This is a genomic window from Bartonella sp. CE47NXGY, assembly GCF_042195415.1.
GTDB lineage: Bacteria > Pseudomonadota > Alphaproteobacteria > Rhizobiales > Rhizobiaceae > Bartonella.
The window spans coordinates 97,689-121,374 of the sequence record NZ_JBHIOI010000001.1 but is presented as its reverse complement, the minus strand read 5'-3'; the positions used below and the strand labels follow the sequence as shown (position 1 = coordinate 121,374).

Genomic DNA, 23,686 nt, shown 5'->3' with positions numbered 1-23,686 from the left:
TTATATTACGAACTCACAAGCTTGTAAAAAACATCTCACAATACTCATCACCCCCATTTCACGACAGCCCTCATGAAAGATATAAAATGGGCACCATCATTTTTACTTAAATAACAATAAGGTGCAAGTCGGTACCAAAAAATAAGATATAAATTAGTACCACCATATTATTTTCTTTCTATTAATGTCGTAACAGCCTGCATTTCAGACAATTTATAAGAAATCTCTTTACACCCTGTCTTCAATAGTTTTTATCCACCACATGCCTTCTTCCAATTGTGATGTGCAAGAAGATAGCTCTCATTGTTAATATCAACAGATTTGACATAAGAAAATCTTACGCTACTCAAAGCTCTTATTCAAATTGAAAAGGTAAGTTATCTATAAAAATCATATATATATATATATTGATCTTAAATCCATCTTATCATGAATTTATTGAAAATATGTACGACTATTTTATCCATGGAGATACCATCATTATCTTTTTAAGACAAGAAAACGTTTTTTTTGCTATCTATTTAAGTCTTACAAAACCAACAATATCAGCACGACCCCGTATAAGATAGTGCATAAATCCCCAGACTTGAGTTAAAGCATTATTTTCTTATTCTAAAATATCAATGAATAAAAGTAGCTTTCTTCTCTCCTAGTATGCTTTATCATAAACTACATATCGCTCTCAAGCGTATACATTTTTAATCTTTTATCCAAAATTTTGGGAACTTCTTATAGTGTTCTACTAAAGACAATATAAATTTTGTAAAATAACATTTATATCATTGAGCTGTTTTCTTGATAACTATGAAAAACCTTTAAGGAAAATACTTTTATCATTCCTCAAGAAGATTTTTGATATAATAATCAAAGTCTTTTTTCTGCAAACAGTTCTTTGTAAACACTTTCAATCTTGCTTGCCTCTTTTTCCAAAGGAAAGTGCGTACGAACATGGGTTAAAGCTTTCTTTCCGGATGCCAATGTTTTTTCTACATCAGCAAAATAAGGTTCAATTGCTGCTGTTAAAGCCGCTCCATCTCCTGCTTTTACAACTGTTCCTGTCGCTTCTACAACCAATTCTTTATAAGCTCCTGCATCACTCGTTACAACCGCAACCTGTGATGCCATTGCTTCTAATGGTGTTAAACCGAAACCTTCTGTACGAGAGGGTGCAACATAAAGTGTTAAACGACGGTACCATAAAGGGATGTCCAGAATCTCACCAAGAAAAATAATGCGATCATCCAGACCAGCCTTAGCAATCTTTTGGCGTAATTCTTTTTCAAAATGATAATATTGCTCTGTCGTACGACCAGCGATAAGTGCTGTCCATTCAGGATAGTCAGGCAATAATGCTATCATGGCATCAACAAATAAATCTGTTCCCTTTGAGTAGCGCAGACGCCCAAAACATCCTACCGCATATTTTCCTGGAAATCCTGTCGAAGAAAAGTAATCATCAAGAGTGTGTGGTGGAGTAAAACGCCTCACATCCACCCCATGCATAATAACCTTATGAGGCACTTCTAAATAGACGCCCGTACGTGTACTGGTAGCGATAACCCTATCCATACAGCGAATCAACCATTTGGTAAAAGGCTTATGATGACGTTGTGAAGCCGATGTGAAGATAAGTTTCAGCTTCATTCGCAAAACATCGCGCAAAAAGATCCCACAAAGCATCTCAATATTGCGTCGTGCATGCCAAATACGAAACGGCTTCCCTTTCGGACTTTTCCAAAGTCCGAAAAGGTCCCTAAAGGCAAGAGTTGGTAAAGTTCGTGGTAAACCAAACCCCAAAGTGGATATACGCACACCCTGTTCGCGTTGCAGTGGAATAAGCTGAATAATCGTAGATGTTACTCCCGACAAACGCCTTTTAAAGTGAGGCGCAATAATTTCAGTTTCGTCCAAAGATACACGCATAATAATCCATATGTTATTTAGATGTACTGAACCTTAATGATCTCGTAATTATGCGCACCACCTGGTGCATTCACCTCAATCACATCACCTTCTTGCTTGCCAATAAGTGCACGTGCGATAGGCGAAGAAATAGAGATTTTACCAACCTTTACATCAGCTTCTTGATCCCCTACGATCTGATACACTTTTTTTTCCTCAGTATCCTCATCCAAGAGTTTAATGGTTGCACCAAATTTTATTTTGTCACCTGAAAGACGCGAGACATCTATAACTTCTGCTCGTGCGATATAATCTTCAAGCTCATTTATACGCCCCTCATTATGACTTTGTGCTTCTTTAGCTGCATGATACTCAGCATTTTCAGATAAATCACCATGCGCACGCGCCTCAGAAATTGCTTCAATAATTCGCGGACGCTCCTGTTGTTGACGCCAACGCAACTCTTCTTTAAGACTCTCAAAACCAGCTGTAGTCATCGGAACTTTTTCCATAATCCGTCCCTTTCTATTACACGGAAGGTTTAATAAAAATACAAAAAACGGCTTCCAAAATTACTTTTGGAATCCGAAAACTACGATCTTTTTTATTATATAGTACAGTATCGCTGTTTTCCATATAAAAATAAATAAAGGAAACAAAACATGCACAAATAGTGATTAAAACATCTCATTTTGGTGTTTAAAACGTTAAACTTCACTCTTCTCTTTAAAGTGTCCTAAAGAAGAAAGAATTGTATTTTTTTCTGTTTTATCATAATCTAGTAAAAGAAATTATATAGAATATGAAGAGAGAAGGATAGAAAATCTCTAAAGAAATTCTTTACAGAAAAATGAAAAAAATCGTCATTTTTTTTATGTTTGGCTCTTTCTTTTTAGCCACAACAATATCAGAGGCAGCAGATGCTTTTGTTACGAGAAATCTTAATTTTAGAACAGGTCCCAGCACTCAATATGCACTTTGCGGCTTAATCTCTGCTGGAGAATTAGTTTTTGTTAAAAACTGTGAAGGAAATTGGTGCCATATCCGATATAACACTCAAATAGGTTGGGTGTCATCTCGTTATCTTTCATTTAAAGATGGAAATGATCTTTATCACACATATACAATGTCTTTAATGCCCAAACGTACCGATTATTCTCCATAACAGCCATAATAACTTATGCCCTCTTGAATATCATCATGGCAAAAATACAATAGTGTTCACGAACAACCACAAATATGCTCCTTCCAAAGAAATACTTCGAAGAATTTGTCTCATAAAAAACTTGATCAATATCCTAATGAAGGCTCCAATAAACCAAAACAAATCTGTTCAATAACGTTTTGCTGTTGTCGTAATAAATTTGTAAAAATTAGTATTTTCTTTAAAATCACCAGCACTTTTCTATCAAAGGATACAACAATGAAAAATGGTGTTACTGCAACAGTAGAAGCTCTTTCTGCTCTTATTGCTTCAGGTAATCCTCTTTTTAAGAATGGTGCATTATGGACACCTCACCGCCCCATTCGTCCTGAAAAATCTGAAGGTGGTATTCCATTTCAACTCGAAACATCTTTTAAACCAGCGGGAGATCAACCTCAAGCCATTAAAACTCTGGTTGAGGGAATTCAAAAAAATGAACGTACACAAGTGCTTTTGGGTGTTACCGGCTCAGGGAAAACCTATACAATGGCCAATATCATTGAAAAAACACAGCGTCCAGCTCTGATTTTAGCTCCCAATAAAACTCTAGCAGCGCAGCTTTATGGGGAATTTAAAAGTTTTTTTCCCCATAATGCCGTCGAATATTTTGTTTCCTATTATGACTATTATCAACCAGAAGCCTATGTTGCACGCTCAGACACTTATATTGAAAAGGAATCCTCAATTAATGAACAAATCGACCGTATGCGCCATGCTGCAACACGCGCTGTCTTAGAGCGTGATGATGTTATTATCGTCGCATCTGTCTCCTGCATCTACGGAATTGGTTCCGTAGAAACCTATACGGCCATGACCTTCGAAATAGAAAAAGGGGACAAACTCAATCAACGAAAACTCTTGGCTGATTTAGTCTCTCAACAGTATTATCGACAAGATATCAACTTCGTTCGTGGTTCCTTTCGTGTACGAGGGGATACAATCGAAATTTTCCCTGCCCACCTCGAAGATCGTGCTTGGCGTATTTCGCTCTTTGGCGATGAAGTGGAAACAATTACGGAATTTGATCCTCTCACCGGACAAAAAACAGGCGATCTTCAATCAATTAAAATTTATGCCAACTCACACTACGTAATACCACGCCCAACACTTAACCAAGCGATGAAATCTATCAAAATGGAACTCGTTCAACGCCTCGATGAGTTGAACGAAGCTGGACGTCTTTTAGAAGCACAACGTTTAGAACAACGTACAGTTTTTGATTTGGAAATGTTGGAAACCACCGGTTCATGTCCAGGAATTGAAAATTATTCACGTTATTTAACAGGACGAAATCCCGGTGAACCACCCCCAACTTTATTCGAATATATTCCACTCAATTCTCTTGTTTTTATCGATGAAAGCCATGTAACCATTCCCCAAATTGGTGGTATGTACCGAGGTGATTTTCGCAGAAAAGCAACCTTAGCAGAATATGGTTTTCGCCTCCCTTCTTGTATGGATAACCGTCCTTTGCGCTTTGAAGAATGGGATGCTATGCGCCCACAAACGATTGCTGTCTCCGCAACACCTGGACGGTGGGAAATAGAACAATCTCACGGTACTTTTGCAGAACAAGTTATTCGCCCCACAGGGCTTGTTGACCCACCAACAGAGGTTCGTCCAGCCAAAAATCAAGTCGATGATGTTGTGAATGAAATTCGTAAAACAATTCAAAAAGGCTACCGCACACTAGTGACCGTCCTAACCAAGCGTATGGCCGAAGATTTAACGGAATATCTCCACGAACAAGGTATTCGTGTACGCTATATGCATTCCGACATTGATACATTAGAACGCATTGAAATTCTACGCGATCTTCGGCTTGGCACCTTTGATGTCCTCATCGGTATCAACTTGCTCCGAGAAGGCTTAGATATTCCAGAATGTGGTTTTGTTGCCATTCTAGATGCCGATAAAGAGGGCTTTTTGCGCTCTGAAACTTCCCTCATACAAACAATCGGACGTGCTGCACGTAACGTAGATGGCCGTGTTATCCTCTATGCAGATACGATCACTGGTTCCATAAAACGAGCCTTACAGGAGACACAAAGACGTCGACAAAAACAAATAGCCTATAATGAAGAACACCATATCACACCGAAAAGTATCAAAAAAAATATCGGAGATATTCTCAATTCATGCTATGAAAACAACCATATTCGTACAAATATCCCTGATGTCATCGAGAAAAAAAATATGGTTGGCAACAATTTAGCATCTCATATTAAACACCTCGAAAAATTAATGCATGAAGCAGCTGCTGATCTTAATTTTGAAGAAGCAGCACACCTTCGCGATGAAATCAAACAATTACAAAAGATAGAACTAGAACTCGCGGAAAATCCCTTAACACATCATAGCGAACAATCCACCCATGAGCGCGTATTACAACCAAGTCTTTTCTCCAAACCAAACCTTGCACACATGGGACCAACCATGGACACTGGTATTTTGGAAAATCAAAAAGGAAAATCTCGTAAAAACACCCCTAATCAAGCAACAATAAAACGAAAAAAACGCAATCAATGAAGGAGCAAAAAATTTCAAACCGCATAAAATAATCTTCAGCTCTTCTAAAAAAAGACGAAAGCTCAAAAGCAAACAGCGTTATCCGAAAAATAGACAACCTCCAACATCAAGGGTGCTTCAATTTGTCTAAAACAACATGAGAGAGAACATTTTATAAAAAATTTCTAAAATATATTATCTTTATACAGTTATACTCTGATATCTAACTCAATATTATTTATCCTTACAAGAAAATATTCAAATAGGACACTGTCCTATAATACAAATAAAGTAAAATAAGACTTTATCATAGCACCATAAGCCTATGATAAAAAATGATAACTTTTATTCATATCCCTATTGTTCAATTCATATTGTACCAAACAATAAAAAATTATCCCTAAATAAAGAGTTTATATTCCATAGTAAAAAATCGTGGACTCTCAATACAAACTTATTAATTAACCTCAAGCAGAGTACATTAATTGAAATCAAAATTCTGTTATGATTTCATTTTACTGTCTCCGCGATAGATTTAACTAAATAAATTTTTATTTTTTTGTCACAATAAAGTCCAAAATTGTTCAGGCTCTATTCAGTTTGAAACGTGTAGGATGTGAAAAATACGAATTTACACAAGGAGCATCATTATGAAAAAAGTGATCAGGTTAGCGGTATTATCAGCAATGTCAACTGTGACCGTTTTGATGCCGCTAAATGCAACGCTTGCGGATATGGCATGGAATCGTAGTGACTCTATCTCGAGAGAAATAGATGATATGATGAGGAAGATGCGTAAAGAAACAGATGATGCGATAAGGGAAATGAGGAAGAAAGCTGATATTCTGCCTTGCGGTTTTTCTCGCTCCCATTGTTCTGATAAAAAACGTAGCTTTTTATCTGATGATTTCCAAAAGTTTGTTGATGATTTCCACAAGAGTTCTGATGACGACAAGAGAAGATTTAAAGCCAAACATGAAAGGTCTGTAGCCAAACATAGTAAGACGGAACAACAACAACACCATCATCACCACCACCACCATTATCATCATGTTGAAAACAAAACATATCATTACGTCGAGCGCAAAAAGACAAAACACAGTAATATTCATATAGATAACTCAGGAGATGCTTTAGCGGTGGGTATTCTTGGTCTTGCAACAGGTACGATTCTTGGTACAATTTTAAAAAAACCAGAACAGCCACAAGTGGTTTATCAAATAGTACCACAAAATCAGGTAATTTATCAAAAAGTTCCGCAAAATCAAAGAGTTTATCAAGTGCAGCAAACGGTGGCATATGAGCCACTCCAGCAATCATTAGAATCTGATTGGCTTAACTATTGCAAGAAAAAATACCGTTCTTTCAACCCTAAAACAGGAACTTTCCGAGACCGTAATGGTTTGGAACACGTTTGTTATGCCCCAATAAATTAACTTCTGTTCTGCCCTACTAAAAAGTCTTAAATGGCAAAAAAAACGCTTCAAAGCGTTTTTTATTTGCTCATATATTAAAATCTTGAAGAAAAGGATTATTTTGGCGCTCATAGCCTATGCTACTTTTGGGACCATGCCCACAGATAAAACAAACATCATCGCCTAAGGGTAAAACTTTTTCTCGAAGAGATTGTATCAATTTTTCATAAGAACAGAAGGGGAAGTCCGTACGTCCAATAGAACCACGAAAGAGAACATCACCCAAGAGGGCTAAGCGCTCTTTTTCATTGAAATAAATAACATGACCAGGGGAATGCCCCAGTGTATGTAAAACCCTAAACTCATGTCCAGCAAAATACACACACTCACCATCTTCTAACTATATCGAACAACGCACCACGATGCTTTCGGGTGTAAGCCATGATTTAAGAACCATTCTCACCCGTTTTAAACTTCAGCAAGCGTTAGCAAATACTGACTTTGATATCAAGCTGCTTGAACAAGATGTGAGCGACACGCAAAACATGTTAGAAGATTACCTTGCTTTTGCCCGTAGTGAAGAAAGTGAGTGTGTTAAAACTTTTGATTTAAATGCTCTTATGCAAAAATTCTCTACCGATGTGCATCTTCACAAACGTCAATTTTCCTACACCATTGAAAGCCCTACACCAATACAAGCACGCCCACGTGCCTTCAGGCGTCTCATCAGCAATCTTGTGTCAAATGCATTTTGTTATGCCAATACTGTCAAACTAACAGCCATATCCCAACAAGAATGTTTCCCATATATCAAAAAAAGTTCCCGCAATATATTATATTTATACAGTTATAATATGATATCGAACTCAATATTTAGCCTCACAAGAGAGTGGTCAAACAGGACTGTATTCAATCACACAAATAAGGTTCTATCTTAGCACCATAAGCCTATAATAAAAAACGATAACTTTTGTTCATACACCTATTGTTCAATTCATATTGTATCAAGCAATAAAAAATTACTCATCAATAAATAATTTATAACCAATAGTAAAAAATCTGGTGCTCTAAATACAAGCTGCTTAATTAATCTTAAGAAGAGTACATTAATTGAAATCAAAATTCTGTCATGATTTTATTTTACTGTATTGATAATAGTTTTAACTAAATGAATTTTTGTTTTTTTGTCACAATAAAGTCCAAAATTGTTCAGTCTCTATTCAGTTTGAAACGTGTAGGATGTGAAAAATACGAATTGACACAAGGAGCATCATTATGAAAAAACTCTTCAGATTAGCGGTATTATCAGCAATGTCTACTGCAACCGTTTTGATGCCATTAAATCCAACGCTTGCAGATATGGCATGGTATCATAACTATGACATGAGAAGGGAGGCTGGTTTACCGTCTCACAATTTTAGCTCCCATTTTTCTCATAGTGAACATCACTCTTTTGATAACCCCCACACGCGTCATTATGTTAGCCATAAATGGGGAGCACAACAACACCATCATGTTGAACACAAGACATATCATTATGTCGAGCGCAAAAAGACAAAACACAGTAGTATTAATATAAATAACTCAGGAGAAGCTTTAGCAATGGGCATTCTTGCTCTTGCAGCAGGTGCACTTCTCGGCAAAATTTTTAAAAAATCAGAACAGCCACAAGTTGTTTATCAAACCGCACCACAGCATCAAATTGTATATCAACAGGTTCCACAAGAACAGATAATTTATGAAGCTCCGCAAACGGTGGAATATGAGCCAGTACAACAATCATTAGAATCTGATTGGCTTAACTATTGCAAGAAAAAATACCGTTCTTTCAACCCTAAAACAGGAACTTTCCGAGACCGTAATGGTTTGGAACACGTTTGTTATGCCCCAATAAATTAACTTCTGTTCTGCCCTACTAAAAAGTCTTAAATGGCAAAAAAAACGCTTCAAAGCGTTTTTTATTTGCTCATATATTAAAATCTTGAAGAAAAGGATTATTTTGGCGCTCATAGCCTATGCTACTTTTGGGACCATGCCCACAGATAAAACAAACATCATCGCCTAAGGGTAAAACTTTTTCTCGAAGAGATTGTATCAATTTTTCATAAGAACAGAAGGGGAAGTCCGTACGTCCAATAGAACCACGAAAGAGAACATCACCCAAGAGGGCTAAGCGCTCTTTTTCATTGAAATAAATAACATGACCAGGGGAATGTCCTGGGGTGTGAAAAACCTTAAACACATGTCCAGCAAAATGAACGCACTCACCATCTTCTAACCATTGGTCAGGAATACAGATGCAAGCATCAGTGATGCCATAATTTTTTGCGCTTTCGCTCACGGCATCCATCACAGGCTTATCATCGCGATGTGAACCGATAATTTTTACATTAAGCGCTTCTTTCACTTGCATTGCTGCTCCTACATGATCAAAATGACCATGTGTTATCCAAATAGCCTCAACGATAACACCATTCTTTTCGATTACGTCTTGAATTCGTGGCCAATCACCACCAGGATCAACGAGAACCCCCGTTTTACATTCACTATCAAAAAGCAAAGTGCAATTTTGTTGGAATGTCGTAACTGGAATAATATGTATATTAAGACTACCCATAATATCCTTTTCAAAAATAACTTTTTTAAATTTATAAATAAAACTTTCTTTCCTTTAAGGTAAAGGTGCTGCTCGACAGCTTTATACAACTTATGTAAACTTGCATTTTGTGTAAACTAAATTTTTATCAAGGTTTTTTTAAGAATGAGCAATCACGTTCAAGTTTTGTGTGACGATGCCCCTCACCTTCTTGTGATTGATGACGATACACGTATTCGCAATCTTTTATTTCAGTTTCTCATTAAAAATGGATTTCGTGTTTCAGTTTCAGCTAATGCGAATGAAGCAAGACGACTGTTAGTAAGTTTAGATTTTGATCTTCTTATTGTTGATGTCATGATGCCTGGCGAAAACGGTATTGATCTCACTCATTCACTCCGCCAAACAAAAGATGTCCCTATCTTTATGTTAACAGCTTTATCAGAAATAGACAATCGTATCCGTGGATTAGAAGCAGGGGCAGATGATTATCTGGCTAAGCCGTTTGACCCTCGTGAACTTCTCCTTCGCATCAACGCCATTTTACGACGTGGTTTTCCCCCTCACCAACCTAAAATTGAGCAAATAGTTTTTGGTCCTTATATATTTTCAATTTCACGACGCGAACTCAAAAAAGGAGGAGAAATTATTAAATTAACAGATAAAGAACAAGAAATGATGGTCATGTTTGCCGAAAATGCAGGCGATACAATTCCGCGCCATAAATTCGCGACCGATGACAGCAATATAAGTGAACGTGCCATTGATGTGCAGATCAACCGCCTTCGTCGTAAGATCGAAAAAAACCCAGCACTGCCTATATGGCTCCAAACCGTGCGAGGAATAGGGTATAAACTCTCTATTGAATAGGCACAAGAATGATCAAACCTTTAAGATTTTTTCTTCGATGGTTAACGAAAAAAATGCCTAAACGGCTTTATGCTCGCTCTTTGATCATTATCATTGCTCCCATGGTGCTTCTGCAAACGGTGATTGCTTATGTCTTTATGGAACGCCATTGGCAAATGGTAACGGAGCGTCTTTCAACGGCTGTCGTGCATGATATTTCAGCCATTATTGATATTCTTGAAACATATCCCCAACAAGATAACTATGAAGATATCAAGCGTATTGCACAACAACGTATGGGATTAAATATTTCTATTCTATCTCCTACCTCCTTACCCCCTCCAGGACCTAAGCCATTTTTTGCAATTCTTGACTATTTTTTAAGTGAAGAAATCACCCGCCAAATTAACCGTCCCTTCTGGATCGATACCGTAGGAGATTCTGATCTTGTTGAAATCCGTATCCACCTTGGTCACAACATTTTACGCGTCTTTGCTCCACGCAGCCAAGCCTATGCTTCCAATACTGCTATTTTTTTAAGCTGGATGGTAGGAACAGCTCTTGTTTTATTGCTGATAGCAATTTACTTTTTACGCAATCAAATCAAACCGATTCAACAATTGGCTGAAGCAGCAGAAAGCTTTGGACGCGGTCGTCCTTTACCAAAAGGATTTCAACCACAAGGAGCTGATGAAGTCCGACGTGCAGGCATCGCTTTTTTACGCATGCGTGAACGTATTGAACGCCAAATTGAACAACGTACCATGATGCTCTCAGGAGTAAGTCATGATTTAAGAACCATTCTTACACGCTTTAAACTTCAGCTGGCATTAGTAAATACTGACTTTGATATTAAACCGCTTGAGCAAGATGTAAGTGACATGCAAAATATGTTAGAAGATTATCTTGCTTTTGCTCGTGGTGAAGGAAGTGAAAGTGTCAAGACTTTTGATTTAAATGCTCTTATGCAAAAATTCTCCACCGATGCTCGTCTTCACAAACGTCAATTTTCTTACACTATTGAAGGTCCTACAGAAATACAAGTACGTCCCCGTGCTTTTACACGCTTGGTCAGCAATCTTGTATCAAATGCATTTTGTTACGGCACGACCGTTAAACTAACCGCTAACTCTCAACAAGAATCTTTTATATTAATAATCGATGATAATGGACCTGGAATTCATAAAAATATGCGCACAGAAGTTTTTAAGCCATTCTTTCGACTTGATAAAGCGCGAAATCAAGATGCAAGTGGAACAGGACTTGGTCTTTCTATTGCTCAAGACATAGCACGCAGCCATGGTGGCAATATACAATTAGATGAGAGCCCACTCGGGGGAGTGCGCGCTATTCTTGATGTCCCCCTATGAGCAATATTTCCGCAAACCGTCTGTAAAAATAACAGACTGTATATTTTAGGCATTCCCTACAGTTTCAAACAAAGTGTACTGTAGTGCCTTGTAAGCACTTTCTCCCGACAAAGCAACCATCTGAAATGCAACATAATGGCTTTCACAGGCTTTAAGTGCATGTATCAACAATGTTTCAACCTGTATATGAGATGGATGCATCCCACCAGCCAAAAGAAGACCTTGTCGATAAATAACTGAATTATTCCTTTGCCAGTAATCAAAATGTCCCAACAACAACTTTTCATTAATTGCTAGCAATAAGCGCTGTATTTCAGCTGTTCGAGCATTTTTAATAGAGAGATCAAACGAACAAGCTAAATGAAGTGCTTCATGCTCTTCCATCCATGAAAAAGCAAGACGATAGTTTGCGCGTTTTCCTTCCACACAAACGCTAATTTCATCTTGTGCATCCCGCTCAAACGACCAATCATATTCACAGGCAATCTGTTCGATAAAGTCAACAGGGTGCTCTTTTCTTTCTGTGGCGCAAAATGCAAGCCTCATCACAATCCTCAATCATCTTAAAACATTGTCAACAGAATATAAACCGTCTCAACTGTAACAATATTTTGCTACAATCAGAACCTTTACACCAAACAAATACACATAAAAACATCGACAGTACACAAACACCCAGAACACAATCGCGCTGTTTAGGGCAACCTGATAGTCATAAAACGAATCATCAAGTCTTTTCAGTGTATTGATACAATTTCATAGCGCCAGCCCCCCTGATTCAAAAAAATGTACTTTACCCAAAAAAAAATCAAAAATAAACAAATGCTCCGCTCTAACAGACTCAAGATTAAGCATTTTTTAGTTTCACGCATCATATTGAAAAATTGGGGATATTTTTTTGAAGATTCTTTTTTTTAAACTATTTTACTTTTTTGTGTCTGCGTTTTTTTTTTAATCATCTTTTTTTAAATCATCAAGGCGTCTTTTCAAATCAGCGTTATCAGCATGGATTTTCAGCACCATCTCCTTAAAAGTCTCAAACTCTTCGCGAGAAACAAGATCAAGTTTGTTTGCTATCTTTTCAGCCTGCACACGAAAAGCTGTTCCAGCTTCACGTCGTATGCCTTGCGCAACGTCAGCAGCATCCGTTGCTAATTTTGCTAATTCATCAAGAATACGATTTGATCCATTACGCATAACCTTTTTCCTTAAATTTTAATTATTGACGCACGCATTATAGCGTATTCTCATAACATTTAGATACTGTAATTTGTTCCTTTTACTCTATATTTTACATACTGTGCAGATTTTTCATAATGATTTTGTTTAAGATTTTTTAATATTCCTTTTATCACCATATTTTTTACCGCGATAAATCAGTGGAAATCTATCTCCCTTTCTGACTAGCCTCCCTACTGACTTGACCATTGTGTATTCATCTGTCATTTCTGACCATCAGAGTCACTTCATATTCATCTCGTATAATGTAAGATGCTTAACTCATGAACAATTTGTCTTGTCCAACCATTGCTTTTCCGTCTTTTCTTGATCCTGTTATTATCCAGCTAGGTCCCATAACACTTCATTGGTATGGACTTGGTTACGTGCTGGGTATTCTTTTTGCTTGGTGGTATGCGCAAAAATTATTAAAAAAAACATCTCTATGGTATAGAAACTATCCTCCTATGGATAAAGAAAAAATCGGAGATTTTGTTGTCTGGTCTGCCATAAGTGTTGTTGTCGGAGGGCGTTTAGGACAAGTTCTTGTATGGGATCCCATTTACTATTTTAACCATCCAAGTGCTATTATTGCCGTATGGGATGGGGGAATGTCCTTTCATGGCGGACTTATTGGTATTATCATTGCTATGATCTGGTTTGCCCGTAAAAATCGTATTAACATACGAGCCATGTTTGATATCATTGCTGCAGGTGCTCCTATTGGTATCGGCATTGTACGAATCTGCAACTTCATTAACCAAGAATTATGGGGTAATATTACTACACGTCCTTGGGCTGTTTGTTTTCCTCTCGATCCTTACTATTTACCGCGCCATCCAAGCCAGCTTTACGAAGCATTTATGGAAGGATTTCTTCTCTTCATCATCCTGTGTCTTCTTATTTTTGGGTTCAAAGCATTAAAACGTCCCGGTACTGTATCAGGAACATTTATTATAGGCTACGCAGTAACACGCAGCATTTCTGAAATTTACCGTGCGCCTCAAGAAGATCCAGAATGGTTTTCGACTCTTTTCCATTCTACTGGTTTTACCTATGGCATGGCTTTATCTCTTCCCATGCTTCTTGTAGGGTTTTATCTTCTTCTCCACGCCTTTAAATATAAACCGACAGAAAATGGCCAATCTCAAAGAAAAAATTAAAGAAATTATTGTCCTTAATGGACCAATCACTGTTAGCCAATATATGACGTTGGCACTCACCGATCCCCAATTTGGTTATTATCACACACAAACCCCTTTTGGACATGCTGGTGATTTCATTACAGCACCTGAAATAAGCCAATTATTTGGAGAGATGATTGGCATTTGGACTCTTGCAAGCTGGAAAGCTCAAGGGTGCCCTCACCCTTTTATTCTCGCTGAAATAGGTCCAGGACGAGGAACTTTGATGGATGACATTTTGCGAACTATCCAAAAGCTCTCTCAAACGGCATTTAATGCTGCTGAAATTTTTCTGATCGAAATAAGCAAAAAACTTGCAAAAGAACAAAAAAAGCGCCTTTTCTCTTATCAAAAACAAATCCATAGCATTGAAAATTTTAATCAAATTCCTTCAAATCCTCTCTTCCTCATTGCTAATGAATTTCTCGATACACTCCCTATCAACCAATATATTAAAGTCAATGGAGAATGGAAAGAGCGCCGCATTACAGTCAATCAAAATGGAGATTTCATCTTTATTGCTGCCCCGCATAAACTTCCCTCTTCTTGTCTACAAACCTATTGTTCTAAAGTGCCTGACGGAACAATTTTTGAACATGCCCCCTTACGGCATCAATTCATGCAACAAATCAGCCACCATTTAGTGCAAGTGACAGGTTCTGCTTTACTTATCGACTATGGTGCTTGTGAGCTTGCCTTTGGCGATACCTTGCAAGCACTCTCAAAACATAGATTTCGTGATGTTTTTGATGCCCCTGGTGAACATGATTTAACATCCCATGTTGATTTTTCTTTTTTAAAAAACATAGCTCTTGAACAGGGCTGTTTTGCTGAAATCTTAGAGCAAGGAGAATTTCTTTTTAAAATGGGGCTACTGGAGCGCGCAAACCAGCTTGGAGTTGGCAAAAGTGCTCCTTTGCAAGACAAAATCCGCCAAGACATCGAACGGCTCGCTAGTCCAGATCAGATGGGAAAATTATTTAAAGTTTTACATTTCAGTGATAAAAATATCTCCATACCTCCCCAATTTTAATGATCGGCGCTTTTGTCAATAAGCACATCATTATCTGAAATATTCATTGACAAATATGAACATCTCCATCCTCACTTTAAATAATCTCCATAAGGAACTTTTATGAAATCTATCCCTCATCCCATTCTTGCAAAAAATCTTTCTACTTTACACCCCCATGGAATAAAACATGGATTTTTTACACGTCAAGGTGGTGTTTCAAAAAATCTTTATCATAGTCTTAATGTTGGGAAAGGTTCAAATGATCAACTTGAATATATTGTACAGAATCGTCTTTTGATTGCCAATTATTTTTCTATTGAAGCGCAAAATTTAGTCACAGTTAATCAAATACACTCCTGTAACGTTGTCGTAGCTCATCAAGCAACTATCGGTGCACCTCCTCAAGCTGATGCTCTGGTTACAACCACCCCAGAACTCGTTATTGGGGTTCTTACAGCAGATTGCGGACCCATTCTGTTTGCTGATCCACAAGCTAGAGTCATCGCTGCAACTCATGCTGGCTGGCGTGGAAGCTTAAATGGAATTATCGAGAAAACAATTGCTGTTATGGAAAAACAAGGAGCCAAAAGACAATCAATAACAGCAGTCCTTGGACCTTGTATTGGCCCTTATCACTATGAAGTAACAAATGAATTTTACGACCAATTTATTGATTACCACAGCAAATACCAAAAATATTTTTTAAAAACAGACAAAATAAATCGCTTTTATTTTAATCTATGGGCATTTATTATAAACCAACTCAAAGAAGCAGGTGTTAATGCTTCTTGTGTAGAGCTTTGTACCTATCAAGATGAACAGCGTTTTTTCTCCTATCGCCGTGCAATACACCGCAACGAACCCGATTACGGACGGCAAATTTCTGCTATTATGCTGAAAAACAAAAGATGAGCCCCTTTTATGCTTGAGAACAATACCAAAACTGCAAAACTAAACTTTTTACCCAAATGGAAAAATAAACCCCATTGTACTTTGCTTTTTTCACGAAATTATCTACCAGCCCATAAAATATGATAGCCTTCGCTATGATCATTTTCAATGTTTGGTTATAATGATTGAAGGCAAGATGATACTTCTTTTTATTACTCCCCTTCATTCATCTTAAATATGAAACATTCCCCATATTGAAAGTATTTTTATAAAGTAATAACCAAAAAGCTTAATCAATATGTATTTCTTTGCCGCATGGAGAAAAAACTTTGCTCTAAAAGTAATAAACTTTTGGAAAAAGAGAAAACATACTGCATAGCTCTTTTATAATAATCGATAAAATTGTAAGGCTTTTGTAATTGCTCTCTTGCAATTTAATAAAAAGAAATTAAAAACCGTGTCGCATTCCCACCATGATGATTCAGAGGTTCTACTATGAAACTTTTCTGCGGAAATTCTAATCCACGCCTAGCTGAAGATGTTGCAAATTATTTGAACATCCCCTTAGGCAAAGCAACTGTAAAGCGCTTTGCTGATCAAGAAATTTTCGTAGAACTGCATGAAAATGTACGTGGACAAGATGTTTTTGTTTTGCAATCTACATCCTATCCCGCAAATGATCATTTGATGGAATTACTCATCATGATTGATGCCCTTCGTCGTTCTTCTGCGCGTCGTATTACAGCTGTTATCCCCTATTTTGGCTATGCCCGCCAAGATAGAAAACCAGGACCACGAACTCCTATTTCTGCAAAACTTGTTGCCAACCTCATTACTGAAGCAGGGGCCCATCGTGTTTTAACACTAGACCTTCATGCAGGACAAATTCAAGGTTTTTTTGATATCCCTACGGATAATCTCTATGCTGTTCCTGTCATTTCTCGCGATGTCAAAGTGCATTATTCTCTTGAAAATGTTATCGTTGTTTCACCTGATGTGGGTGGTGTGGTTCGCGCGCGCGCGCTTGCCAAGCGCTTGAACAGTTTGCTCGCTATTGTGGATAAACGTCGCGAAAGCCCCGGTGAATCAGAAGTTATGAATATCATTGGAGATGTATCGGGAAAAGATTGCCTTTTGCTTGATGATATTGTTGATTCAGGTGGAACTTTATGCAATGCAGCAAGTGCTCTGCTTAAACATGGTGCCAATAGTGTCACAGCTTATATCACGCACGGTGTTCTTTCTGGTAATGCAATCGAGCGAATTGCTAATTCAGAGATGAAAGAATTGGTTATTACAGATTCAATTATGCCAACACAAGCTATTGAGAAAACCCATAATATTCGTGTTTTGCCCATTGCCGACCTTATGGGAGAAGCAATAGCAAGGACAGCAGCAGAACAATCGGTTTCCAGCTTATTTGGTTAAAGTGGTTCCTTGGGGTCTCCCGGTGCTGTTTCAACACCAAGATCAGGAAAGGCAACAATACGTTGACCACTAAAATGCGTGTGAATAACAATAAGTCCACGCTCTTCAAAGTAGGTTAAAAGTCGGCGTGCACGGCTTAAAGAATGAGTCCCATAAAGACGTGCTAAAAATGCATCAGATGGACATGGCTTTCCCCCTAATGCGGCCTGTGCCACGTTCAAGAAGACTCCTTGAACATCTTCTTCCAAACTTTCTGATATCTGCAAAATATGTTTCCAATGTTCACTGACAGCCGTTTGTTCATCAACAAAAGCCTGAGCAATAGCCAATTTACGCCGAAATTGTGAAAGATTAAAAGGAACCTTTGACATCCCATGGATACGGCAACGAACTGAAAAATCTTGATAAAGCACCGCTGTTGAACGATAAAAAGCTTCAGAATCCTCAAGAATTTCCCGAATAATATGTTCTGCTTGCCCGTCACGCTCAACATCAGAAAGTTCAGGAAATAAACTTGGGTTTTCTTCTAACAACTCTTGTTTTTTATGCACGACCTCCTCTAACATCTCGTGCATTGACTTTTCCCTCATCGGCTCTCGTGTTTGTTTAAATGGCGTTAAAATTTCCTCTGGTGAAGCAGTAAAAACGAGCTCTTGCACATCATCCCGCTCTGTTGGAAGTGGCATTAATTTAGGGCTAGAAGAGCGTGCCAAAGTTTCAACAGAACCGATAATAATTGGTAAGGGACGTCGTGATAAAGCAGGGCCTAAAGCTATAAAATTTCCCCGTTCAAGATCTCTAAACATTTCCGCTTGGCGACGCTCCATCCCCAAAAGATCAGCGGCGCGCACCATATCAATATCTAAAAAAGTCCGCCCTATTAAAAAGTTTGAAGCTTCAGCCGCAACATTTTTGGCAAGCTTAGCCAAACGTTGTGTCGCAATAACACCAGCAAGACCACGTTTACGTCCTCGACACATCAGATTGGTCATAGCGCTCAAAGAAATTTTACGCGCTTCATCAGAAACTTCTCCTGCTGCAGTTGGAGCAAACAATTGTGCTTCATCGACAACGACAAGCATAGGATACCAATAATCACGTTCCACATCAAACAGTGCCCCAAGGAAAGCCCCTACAGCACGCATCTGTTGTTCAGTGTCCAAACCTTCAAGATTAAATACCACCGAAACCCGATGTTGTCGAATGCGATGCGCAATACGTGTCAATTCTAGTTCGCTCCGTTGAGCCTCTACAATAACATGACCAAATTTATCTGCCAAAGTTACAAAATCGCCTTCTGGATCAATTACACAATGCTGCACCCACTGAGCACTTTGCTCCAGAAGACGGCGTAAAAGATGTGATTTCCCTGAACCAGAATTACCTTGTACAAGAAGACGTGTCGCCAATAATTCTTCCAAATCAAGAAGTGCTGGCATCGATTTATGCAAAGCACGACTTTCTGACATCTCACCCAAGGCAATCTCAACCTTCATAACATCTCCAGTGTTTGATTTTGAACATATCAGTGCCAGCACATATTGGTTGATTCTCCATCCACACCGTAATTTGTAACATTTCCTCCTTTTTAACGGTAGAAATCATCGATTTTTCCCACAACTCTTGCATCTATGAATAGTTTGAACTATAGAACAAACTTCTGCGTAGACACCCTTGGAGGCAACGTAGAATGGAGTGATCGCTGTTGGTTAGCGCATATCTTCATATCCATGCAAAAACTATTACTGTTTTTGAAGGATCTCCAATCATGTAAAAAGGACTTAAATTATGAGCAAAAGCTACACTCTTAAGGCCGAAAAACGCGAGCGGGTTGGTAAGGGGTCCTCCCGTGAACTTCGCCGCAACGGTCTTATTCCTGCTGTCATTTATGGTGAAAAACAACCACCTTTGGCAATAACAGTTCCCTATAAAGAAATTTTCTACAAAATTCATGCTGGTGGCTTTCGCACCACCATTGCAACGATTATTCTTGACAAGCAAAAAATTATGGTTTTGCCAAAAGATTATCAATTAGATCCCGTGCGTGACTTTCCCCTCCATGTAGACTTTTTGCGCATTTCAGCAAAATCCGTTGTAGAAGTGAATATTCCTGTCCACTTCCTCAATGAAGATACGGCACCTGGACTTAAAAAGGGTGGTGTCCTCAATATTGTTCGGCACGAAATTGAATGTACAGCTCCAGCAAGTGCTATTCCTGAAGCTATTGAAATTGATCTCTCCAGCTACTCTATTGGTGATTCTATTCACATTTCAGCAGTGCAACTGCCAAAAGATGTGACTCCCATCATCCAAGATCGAGACTTTACCATTGCAACCATTGCAGCTCCTGCTGGCATGGATGTCAGCGATGAAACTTCTGAACAAGAAAATGATGAAGAAGACACACAAACTTCATAAAACTCAAAAGGCGGGAATTTTTCCGCCTTAATTTATGAGACATTACCCTTACTCATACTTTGACTGAAGATACACATGTGGCTTATTGCTGGTCTTGGCAATCCTGGTTTACAATATCAAAATAACCGCCATAATATCGGTTTTATGGCTGTTGATGCCATTTATCAGTCCTTCTCTTTTTCTCCATGGTCAAAGAAGTTTCAAGCAGAAATCTCCAATGGTTTCATAAATAATGAGAAAATTTTTCTTATAAAACCACAAACTTTCATGAATCTTTCTGGTCAAGCTATCGGTGAAGCTTTGCGATTTTATAAATTAGATTTAAAGAATTTGATCATCATTTATGATGAGCTAGACCTGTCACCGGGGAAAGTTCGTATAAAAATTGGTGGAGGAAATAATGGGCATAATGGCATTAAGTCTATTGATGCCCATTGTGGTACTGACTATTGTCGTATACGCATAGGAATTGGTCATCCTGGAAGCAAAGAACTTGTTCATCAACATGTCTTGGGGAATTTTACCAAATCTGATCAAGAATGGTTATCCCCTCTCTTAGAGACAATTGCAAAAAATATCGCTCTCCTTATAAAAGATGATAAATCCCTCTTTATGAATGAAGTTTCACAAACGATAAAACACAATCAGAACCATTAGCTTGCGTGCCCCTGTCGCGTGAAGAATATGAATAAGAACTCTTAAAAAAATCCTCTTATAAACTTTCTCAAAGGCAAAATCTGTTGGCAACGTGAGAAGCTAGAAAATAGAACAGAATACAAGCTTGTATACACCTTTGAAGAAGAAAGGCTTATATTCTCTTTTGAGAGAAAGAGAAGATTGAACAGCAAACACAGCTCTCTCCAATCTTCTCCCCTAAATTAAAAAAAATCATTTGGCTGAATGGTCGACTGTAGCGGATCGTAACCATTTGATTGTTGACTATAAACTGTAGGAATACTCCTATTGTTTTGCAATACCACAACACGCGAACCAATGGGAACACGATCATAAAGATCGATAATATCTTGATTAAGCAAACGGATACACCCACTTGAAATAGCACGCCCAATTGACCACGATTCGTGTGAGCCATGAATACGGAAAAGTGTATCTTTCCCATTTTTGAACAAATAAAGTGCCCGCGCACCTAATGGATTATCGGGCCCTGGTGGCATTCCTTTCCCAAGATGACCATAACGTTCTGGTTCTCGAGCCATCATAGCTGCAGTAGGAGCCCAATTTGGCCACCGACGCTTGCGCTGTATAACCCCCTCACCTTCAAATGCTAGGCCTTCTTTACCGACACCAATCCCATAACGCAAAGCTTTTCCATTTTCACCAATAAGGTAAAGAAAACACTCTTGCGTATCTATAACCAATGTTCCAGGCGCATAAGATGTATAATAAATCACCTCTTGTCGCCAATATTTTGGATCAATTGTCGCAAGATCAACAGCAGGTAACGAATAGGTCTCATTCGTTACAGGACCATACAAAGCCTGTATTTCTGGTGGAATGTATCGAACTTGTTGAAAAGGTACCGATGACATATCTGACTGACGTGTAGCACATCCAGCCAAAGCCAAAAGTGCTGCAATTAAAAAGGCACAACGAGATAACACTCTTCTATTTTCTCCGATTAATTATTTATGCAGATTTGCATACCATGAAAAACTTAGCACAATATTAACATTAATTCGAAGTTTTCTTATCCTTGTAACTAAGGAGAACAATAAGGTAAGAAGAACTAAGGTAAAAAGTAGATACCTATTACTTTAGACTTTTTTCTCACTTATCGCAAGACCAGGACTATAACTCTTCTGAAAATATGCTATAAAAAGGAAGCTTTATCTTGACCATAAAATTAATAGAAAAGAAAGACTCTCATGGGCTTTAAATGCGGTATTGTCGGATTACCTAATGTCGGGAAATCAACTCTTTTTAATGCATTAACAAAAACAGCCACTGCACAGGCTGCCAATTATCCTTTTTGTACCATTGAACCCAATACCGGAGAAGTTGCTGTTCCAGATTTACGAATGGAAAAAATTGCATCAATCGCTGGTTCAAAAGAAATGATTCCTACACGCATTAACTTCGTCGATATTGCGGGGCTTGTGCGAGGAGCTTCAAAAGGCGAAGGTTTAGGAAACAAGTTTTTAGCCAATATTCGCGAAGTCGATGCCATTGTCCACGTTTTACGCTGTTTTCAAAATGAAGATATTACCCATGTAGAGGGACGTATTGATCCTGTTTGTGATGCGACAACGGTTGAAACCGAACTCATGCTTGCGGATCTTGAAAGTCTTGAGAGACGAATCATACAAATCCGTAAACGAGCAACCGGAAAAGACAAAGAAGCTCTCACAATTTTACCTATTATGGAAAAAGCATTAAACATACTGCAACAGGGAAACCCTGTCCGGTTATTACTCAAAGATATTTCTTCCGATGAACACCACATTCTTAAGAGTTTGAATCTTTTAACCTCCAAGCCTGTACTTTATGTTTGTAATGTAAGCGAAAATGACGCCGCTCGTGGAAATAGCTTTACCCAAACAGTTGAAAAAATGGCAACAGAGCAAAATGCGCAAAGCATTATCATTTCTGCTTCTATCGAAGCGGAAATTACACAACTGAGTGATGCTGAAGCATCAGAATATCTCAATGCGCTAGAACTCTTTGAACCGAGTCTCAATCGCCTCATTCGCGCTGGTTACCATTTACTTGATCTCATTACTTACTTCACCTGTGGGCCTAAGGAAACACGAGCATGGACAATTACGCGTGGTACAAAAGCTCCCCAAGCAGCTGGTGTTATTCATTCAGATTTTGAGCGCGGTTTCATTCGTGCCCAAACCATCAGCTATAATGACTATATTGCTCTGGGTGGAGAAAGCGGTGCAAAGGAAGCAGGAAAAGCCCGCGATGAAGGAAAGGAATACATTGTGCAAGATGGCGATATCATGTTATTTAAACATAATACTTAAATCTTCACTCTGTCTTAATAGTTTATCTTGAAAACTTTGATAATAGCTCCTTGGAATCTTGTCGCAAAAATTCTCAAGAGCTTTTAGAACAAAAAAACTGTTGCTAGCATATGATTGTGATAGCAACAGCTTGGTCCATTAAAGAATAGAAATATAAAATTAGCGTGTCCAACGCCCTTCGTATTTAAATGTTGGAGCGTTCTTTAAAGAATCTTTTGTCGCATTTGTAATAAGTTTCCATTTACCATAATCATTTGTCATCTGGATTGTTTCTGGAGAAACGACCACATAACTCTCGCCTATGCCAAGAAAACCACCAACAGCAATAACAAATCCTGCAATATTATTTTCACGTAAAATAATATCTTTTACTTCACCAATATTTTCATCTTCTATATTATATACATTGGCGCCTATAAGACTGGAAGCAACAAAATCCGTTGCTAAAGGTGTCACATAACGCACAGACTTATCTATCCCCACCTGTACAATACCCGTCGAAGAGATCATTTCAGGTTTTGAAGGCACTTCAAAAGACTGAGCATAAGTACTAGAAACCATCAAAATTGACATAAGAGTAGTACATGCAATTTTTTTCATTTTAACATCTCCATTTTTACTTTGCTTTTACTTTATAAAACCTCAATGCATCATAAAAAGATTTGTTCCTTATGCTCTTTATACTCTATACTCTTTTG

The 23,686-nt window shown here is 38.2% G+C and carries 21 protein-coding genes and 2 pseudogenes; 14 read left to right on the top strand and 9 right to left on the bottom strand.

Going from position 1 to position 23,686, the window contains the following annotated elements:
• Nucleotides 1–864 precede the first annotated feature (864 nt).
• Both ACFIL3_RS00530 and greA read right to left on the bottom strand, forming a co-directional pair.
• Nucleotides 865–1,923: a glycosyltransferase family 4 protein gene (locus tag ACFIL3_RS00530; RefSeq protein ID WP_375668214.1), complete on the bottom strand. Its 1,059-nt coding sequence runs from the start codon at nt 1,921–1,923 to the stop codon at nt 865–867.
• Between the two features lie 17 nt (nt 1,924–1,940).
• Nucleotides 1,941–2,414: a transcription elongation factor GreA gene (gene greA, locus ACFIL3_RS00525; protein ID WP_007347010.1), complete on the bottom strand. Its 474-nt coding sequence runs from the start codon at nt 2,412–2,414 to the stop codon at nt 1,941–1,943.
• A gap of 338 nt (nt 2,415–2,752) precedes the next feature.
• On the opposite strand from greA, the gene ACFIL3_RS00520 reads away from it, so the two are divergent.
• The 3 genes from ACFIL3_RS00520 (at nt 2,753) to ACFIL3_RS00510 (ending at nt 7,050) form a co-directional block, all read left to right on the top strand.
• Nucleotides 2,753–3,067 carry an SH3 domain-containing protein gene (locus tag ACFIL3_RS00520; RefSeq protein ID WP_375612971.1) on the top strand — a complete coding sequence of 105 codons (315 nt, stop codon included), beginning with the start codon at nt 2,753–2,755 and terminating at the stop codon, nt 3,065–3,067.
• Nucleotides 3,068–3,325: 258 nt separating this feature from the next.
• Nucleotides 3,326–5,635, top strand: a complete 2,310-nt coding sequence (uvrB, locus tag ACFIL3_RS00515) for an excinuclease ABC subunit UvrB (protein ID WP_375668215.1) — start codon at nt 3,326–3,328, stop codon at nt 5,633–5,635.
• Between the two features lie 629 nt (nt 5,636–6,264).
• Complete coding sequence (locus ACFIL3_RS00510; protein ID WP_375668216.1) at nt 6,265–7,050, top strand: BA14K family protein; 786 nt, start codon at nt 6,265–6,267, stop codon at nt 7,048–7,050.
• 67 nt (nt 7,051–7,117) lie between these two features.
• Here ACFIL3_RS00510 and ACFIL3_RS00505 read toward each other — a convergent pair.
• Nucleotides 7,118–7,429: pseudogene (locus ACFIL3_RS00505) on the bottom strand (MBL fold metallo-hydrolase); the annotation flags it as partial.
• A gap of 4 nt (nt 7,430–7,433) precedes the next feature.
• On the opposite strand from ACFIL3_RS00505, the pseudogene ACFIL3_RS00500 reads away from it, so the two are divergent.
• Nucleotides 7,434–7,832 (top strand): annotated as a pseudogene (locus ACFIL3_RS00500) (two-component sensor histidine kinase); the annotation flags it as partial.
• A gap of 472 nt (nt 7,833–8,304) precedes the next feature.
• Nucleotides 8,305–8,928 carry a BA14K family protein gene (locus ACFIL3_RS00495; protein WP_375649438.1) on the top strand — a complete coding sequence of 208 codons (624 nt, stop codon included), beginning with the start codon at nt 8,305–8,307 and terminating at the stop codon, nt 8,926–8,928.
• A 67-nt stretch (nt 8,929–8,995) separates the two neighbouring features.
• Here ACFIL3_RS00495 and ACFIL3_RS00490 read toward each other — a convergent pair whose 3' ends face one another.
• Nucleotides 8,996–9,646: an MBL fold metallo-hydrolase gene (locus ACFIL3_RS00490; protein ID WP_375681751.1), complete on the bottom strand. Its 651-nt coding sequence runs from the start codon at nt 9,644–9,646 to the stop codon at nt 8,996–8,998.
• A 144-nt stretch (nt 9,647–9,790) separates the two neighbouring features.
• On the opposite strand from ACFIL3_RS00490, the gene ACFIL3_RS00485 reads away from it, so the two are divergent.
• Both ACFIL3_RS00485 and ACFIL3_RS00480 read left to right on the top strand, forming a co-directional pair.
• Nucleotides 9,791–10,495 (top strand): response regulator, encoded by a 705-nt coding sequence (locus ACFIL3_RS00485; protein ID WP_375638076.1) that lies wholly within the window; start codon nt 9,791–9,793, stop codon nt 10,493–10,495.
• Nucleotides 10,496–10,503: 8 nt separating this feature from the next.
• Entirely contained in the window at nt 10,504–11,844 is a 1,341-nt protein-coding gene (locus tag ACFIL3_RS00480) for an ATP-binding protein (RefSeq protein WP_375611185.1), read from the top strand.
• A gap of 45 nt (nt 11,845–11,889) precedes the next feature.
• Here the strand turns inward: ACFIL3_RS00480 and ACFIL3_RS00475 are convergent, their stop codons facing one another.
• The gene (locus ACFIL3_RS00475; protein ID WP_273724125.1) at nt 11,890–12,390 is read right to left on the bottom strand and encodes a YbjN domain-containing protein; all 501 of its coding nucleotides are present in this window, start codon (nt 12,388–12,390) and stop codon (nt 11,890–11,892) included.
• A 405-nt stretch (nt 12,391–12,795) separates the two neighbouring features.
• The gene (locus tag ACFIL3_RS00470) at nt 12,796–13,041 is read right to left on the bottom strand and encodes an accessory factor UbiK family protein (protein WP_273791228.1); all 246 of its coding nucleotides are present in this window, start codon (nt 13,039–13,041) and stop codon (nt 12,796–12,798) included.
• Between the two features lie 305 nt (nt 13,042–13,346).
• Here ACFIL3_RS00470 and lgt point away from each other — a divergent pair, with 305 nt between their 5' ends.
• The 4 genes from lgt (at nt 13,347) to ACFIL3_RS00450 (ending at nt 17,580) form a co-directional block, all read left to right on the top strand.
• Nucleotides 13,347–14,225, top strand: coding sequence for a prolipoprotein diacylglyceryl transferase (gene lgt / locus ACFIL3_RS00465; protein ID WP_375628181.1), 879 nt, complete (start codon nt 13,347–13,349; stop codon nt 14,223–14,225).
• On the top strand, nt 14,200–15,279 hold the full coding sequence (locus ACFIL3_RS00460; RefSeq protein WP_375620698.1) for a class I SAM-dependent methyltransferase: 1,080 nt from the start codon (nt 14,200–14,202) through the stop codon (nt 15,277–15,279). The genes lgt and ACFIL3_RS00460 overlap by 26 nt, the downstream gene beginning before the upstream one ends.
• A 102-nt stretch (nt 15,280–15,381) precedes the next feature.
• Nucleotides 15,382–16,173: a peptidoglycan editing factor PgeF gene (gene pgeF, locus ACFIL3_RS00455; protein WP_375612980.1), complete on the top strand. Its 792-nt coding sequence runs from the start codon at nt 15,382–15,384 to the stop codon at nt 16,171–16,173.
• Between the two features lie 474 nt (nt 16,174–16,647).
• The gene (locus tag ACFIL3_RS00450) at nt 16,648–17,580 is read left to right on the top strand and encodes a ribose-phosphate pyrophosphokinase (protein ID WP_375606345.1); all 933 of its coding nucleotides are present in this window, start codon (nt 16,648–16,650) and stop codon (nt 17,578–17,580) included.
• Here the strand turns inward: ACFIL3_RS00450 and ACFIL3_RS00445 are convergent.
• Nucleotides 17,577–19,076, bottom strand: a complete 1,500-nt coding sequence (locus ACFIL3_RS00445; protein ID WP_375612981.1) for a helicase HerA domain-containing protein — start codon at nt 19,074–19,076, stop codon at nt 17,577–17,579. The genes ACFIL3_RS00450 and ACFIL3_RS00445 overlap by 4 nt on opposite strands.
• Before the next feature lie 292 nt (nt 19,077–19,368).
• Between ACFIL3_RS00445 and ACFIL3_RS00440 the strand changes: the two genes are divergently transcribed.
• Entirely contained in the window at nt 19,369–19,998 is a 630-nt protein-coding gene (locus tag ACFIL3_RS00440) for a 50S ribosomal protein L25/general stress protein Ctc (RefSeq protein WP_375611180.1), read from the top strand.
• A 75-nt stretch (nt 19,999–20,073) separates the two neighbouring features.
• Entirely contained in the window at nt 20,074–20,655 is a 582-nt protein-coding gene (pth, locus tag ACFIL3_RS00435; RefSeq protein ID WP_375681750.1) for an aminoacyl-tRNA hydrolase, read from the top strand.
• Between the two features lie 221 nt (nt 20,656–20,876).
• On the opposite strand, the gene ACFIL3_RS00430 is transcribed toward pth, so the two are convergent.
• A complete protein-coding gene (locus ACFIL3_RS00430; RefSeq protein ID WP_375611178.1) occupies nt 20,877–21,620 on the bottom strand; it encodes a L,D-transpeptidase in 744 nt (247 codons plus the stop codon).
• Nucleotides 21,621–21,884: 264 nt separating this feature from the next.
• Between ACFIL3_RS00430 and ychF the strand changes: the two genes are divergently transcribed.
• The gene (gene ychF, locus ACFIL3_RS00425; RefSeq protein WP_375611177.1) at nt 21,885–22,988 is read left to right on the top strand and encodes a redox-regulated ATPase YchF; all 1,104 of its coding nucleotides are present in this window, start codon (nt 21,885–21,887) and stop codon (nt 22,986–22,988) included.
• A gap of 159 nt (nt 22,989–23,147) precedes the next feature.
• On the opposite strand, the gene ACFIL3_RS00420 is transcribed toward ychF, so the two are convergent.
• Complete coding sequence (locus tag ACFIL3_RS00420) at nt 23,148–23,588, bottom strand: PRC-barrel domain-containing protein (RefSeq protein WP_375611176.1); 441 nt, start codon at nt 23,586–23,588, stop codon at nt 23,148–23,150.
• Nucleotides 23,589–23,686 lie beyond the last annotated feature (98 nt).

Excerpts from the sequence above, each read along its gene's own strand:
- ACFIL3_RS00480 (WP_375611185.1), top strand. The coding sequence starts at position 10,504 with ATGATCAAACCTTTAAGATTTTTTCTTCGATGGTTAACGAAAAAAATG.
- ACFIL3_RS00510 (WP_375668216.1), top strand. The coding sequence starts at position 6,265 with ATGAAAAAAGTGATCAGGTTAGCGGTATTATCAGCAATGTCAACTGTG.
- ACFIL3_RS00470 (WP_273791228.1), bottom strand. The coding sequence starts at position 13,041 with ATGCGTAATGGATCAAATCGTATTCTTGATGAATTAGCAAAATTAGCA.
- ACFIL3_RS00495 (WP_375649438.1), top strand. The coding sequence starts at position 8,305 with ATGAAAAAACTCTTCAGATTAGCGGTATTATCAGCAATGTCTACTGCA.
- pth (WP_375681750.1), top strand. The coding sequence starts at position 20,074 with ATGTGGCTTATTGCTGGTCTTGGCAATCCTGGTTTACAATATCAAAAT.
- uvrB (WP_375668215.1), top strand. The coding sequence starts at position 3,326 with ATGAAAAATGGTGTTACTGCAACAGTAGAAGCTCTTTCTGCTCTTATT.
- ACFIL3_RS00445 (WP_375612981.1), bottom strand. The coding sequence starts at position 19,076 with ATGAAGGTTGAGATTGCCTTGGGTGAGATGTCAGAAAGTCGTGCTTTG.
- ACFIL3_RS00420 (WP_375611176.1), bottom strand. The coding sequence starts at position 23,588 with ATGAAAAAAATTGCATGTACTACTCTTATGTCAATTTTGATGGTTTCT.
- ACFIL3_RS00440 (WP_375611180.1), top strand. The coding sequence starts at position 19,369 with ATGAGCAAAAGCTACACTCTTAAGGCCGAAAAACGCGAGCGGGTTGGT.
- pgeF (WP_375612980.1), top strand. The coding sequence starts at position 15,382 with ATGAAATCTATCCCTCATCCCATTCTTGCAAAAAATCTTTCTACTTTA.
- ychF (WP_375611177.1), top strand. The coding sequence starts at position 21,885 with ATGGGCTTTAAATGCGGTATTGTCGGATTACCTAATGTCGGGAAATCA.
- ACFIL3_RS00485 (WP_375638076.1), top strand. The coding sequence starts at position 9,791 with ATGAGCAATCACGTTCAAGTTTTGTGTGACGATGCCCCTCACCTTCTT.
- ACFIL3_RS00490 (WP_375681751.1), bottom strand. The coding sequence starts at position 9,646 with ATGGGTAGTCTTAATATACATATTATTCCAGTTACGACATTCCAACAA.
- greA (WP_007347010.1), bottom strand. The coding sequence starts at position 2,414 with ATGGAAAAAGTTCCGATGACTACAGCTGGTTTTGAGAGTCTTAAAGAA.
- ACFIL3_RS00450 (WP_375606345.1), top strand. The coding sequence starts at position 16,648 with ATGAAACTTTTCTGCGGAAATTCTAATCCACGCCTAGCTGAAGATGTT.
- lgt (WP_375628181.1), top strand. The coding sequence starts at position 13,347 with ATGAACAATTTGTCTTGTCCAACCATTGCTTTTCCGTCTTTTCTTGAT.
- ACFIL3_RS00475 (WP_273724125.1), bottom strand. The coding sequence starts at position 12,390 with ATGAGGCTTGCATTTTGCGCCACAGAAAGAAAAGAGCACCCTGTTGAC.
- ACFIL3_RS00520 (WP_375612971.1), top strand. The coding sequence starts at position 2,753 with ATGAAAAAAATCGTCATTTTTTTTATGTTTGGCTCTTTCTTTTTAGCC.
- ACFIL3_RS00530 (WP_375668214.1), bottom strand. The coding sequence starts at position 1,923 with ATGCGTGTATCTTTGGACGAAACTGAAATTATTGCGCCTCACTTTAAA.
- ACFIL3_RS00460 (WP_375620698.1), top strand. The coding sequence starts at position 14,200 with ATGGCCAATCTCAAAGAAAAAATTAAAGAAATTATTGTCCTTAATGGA.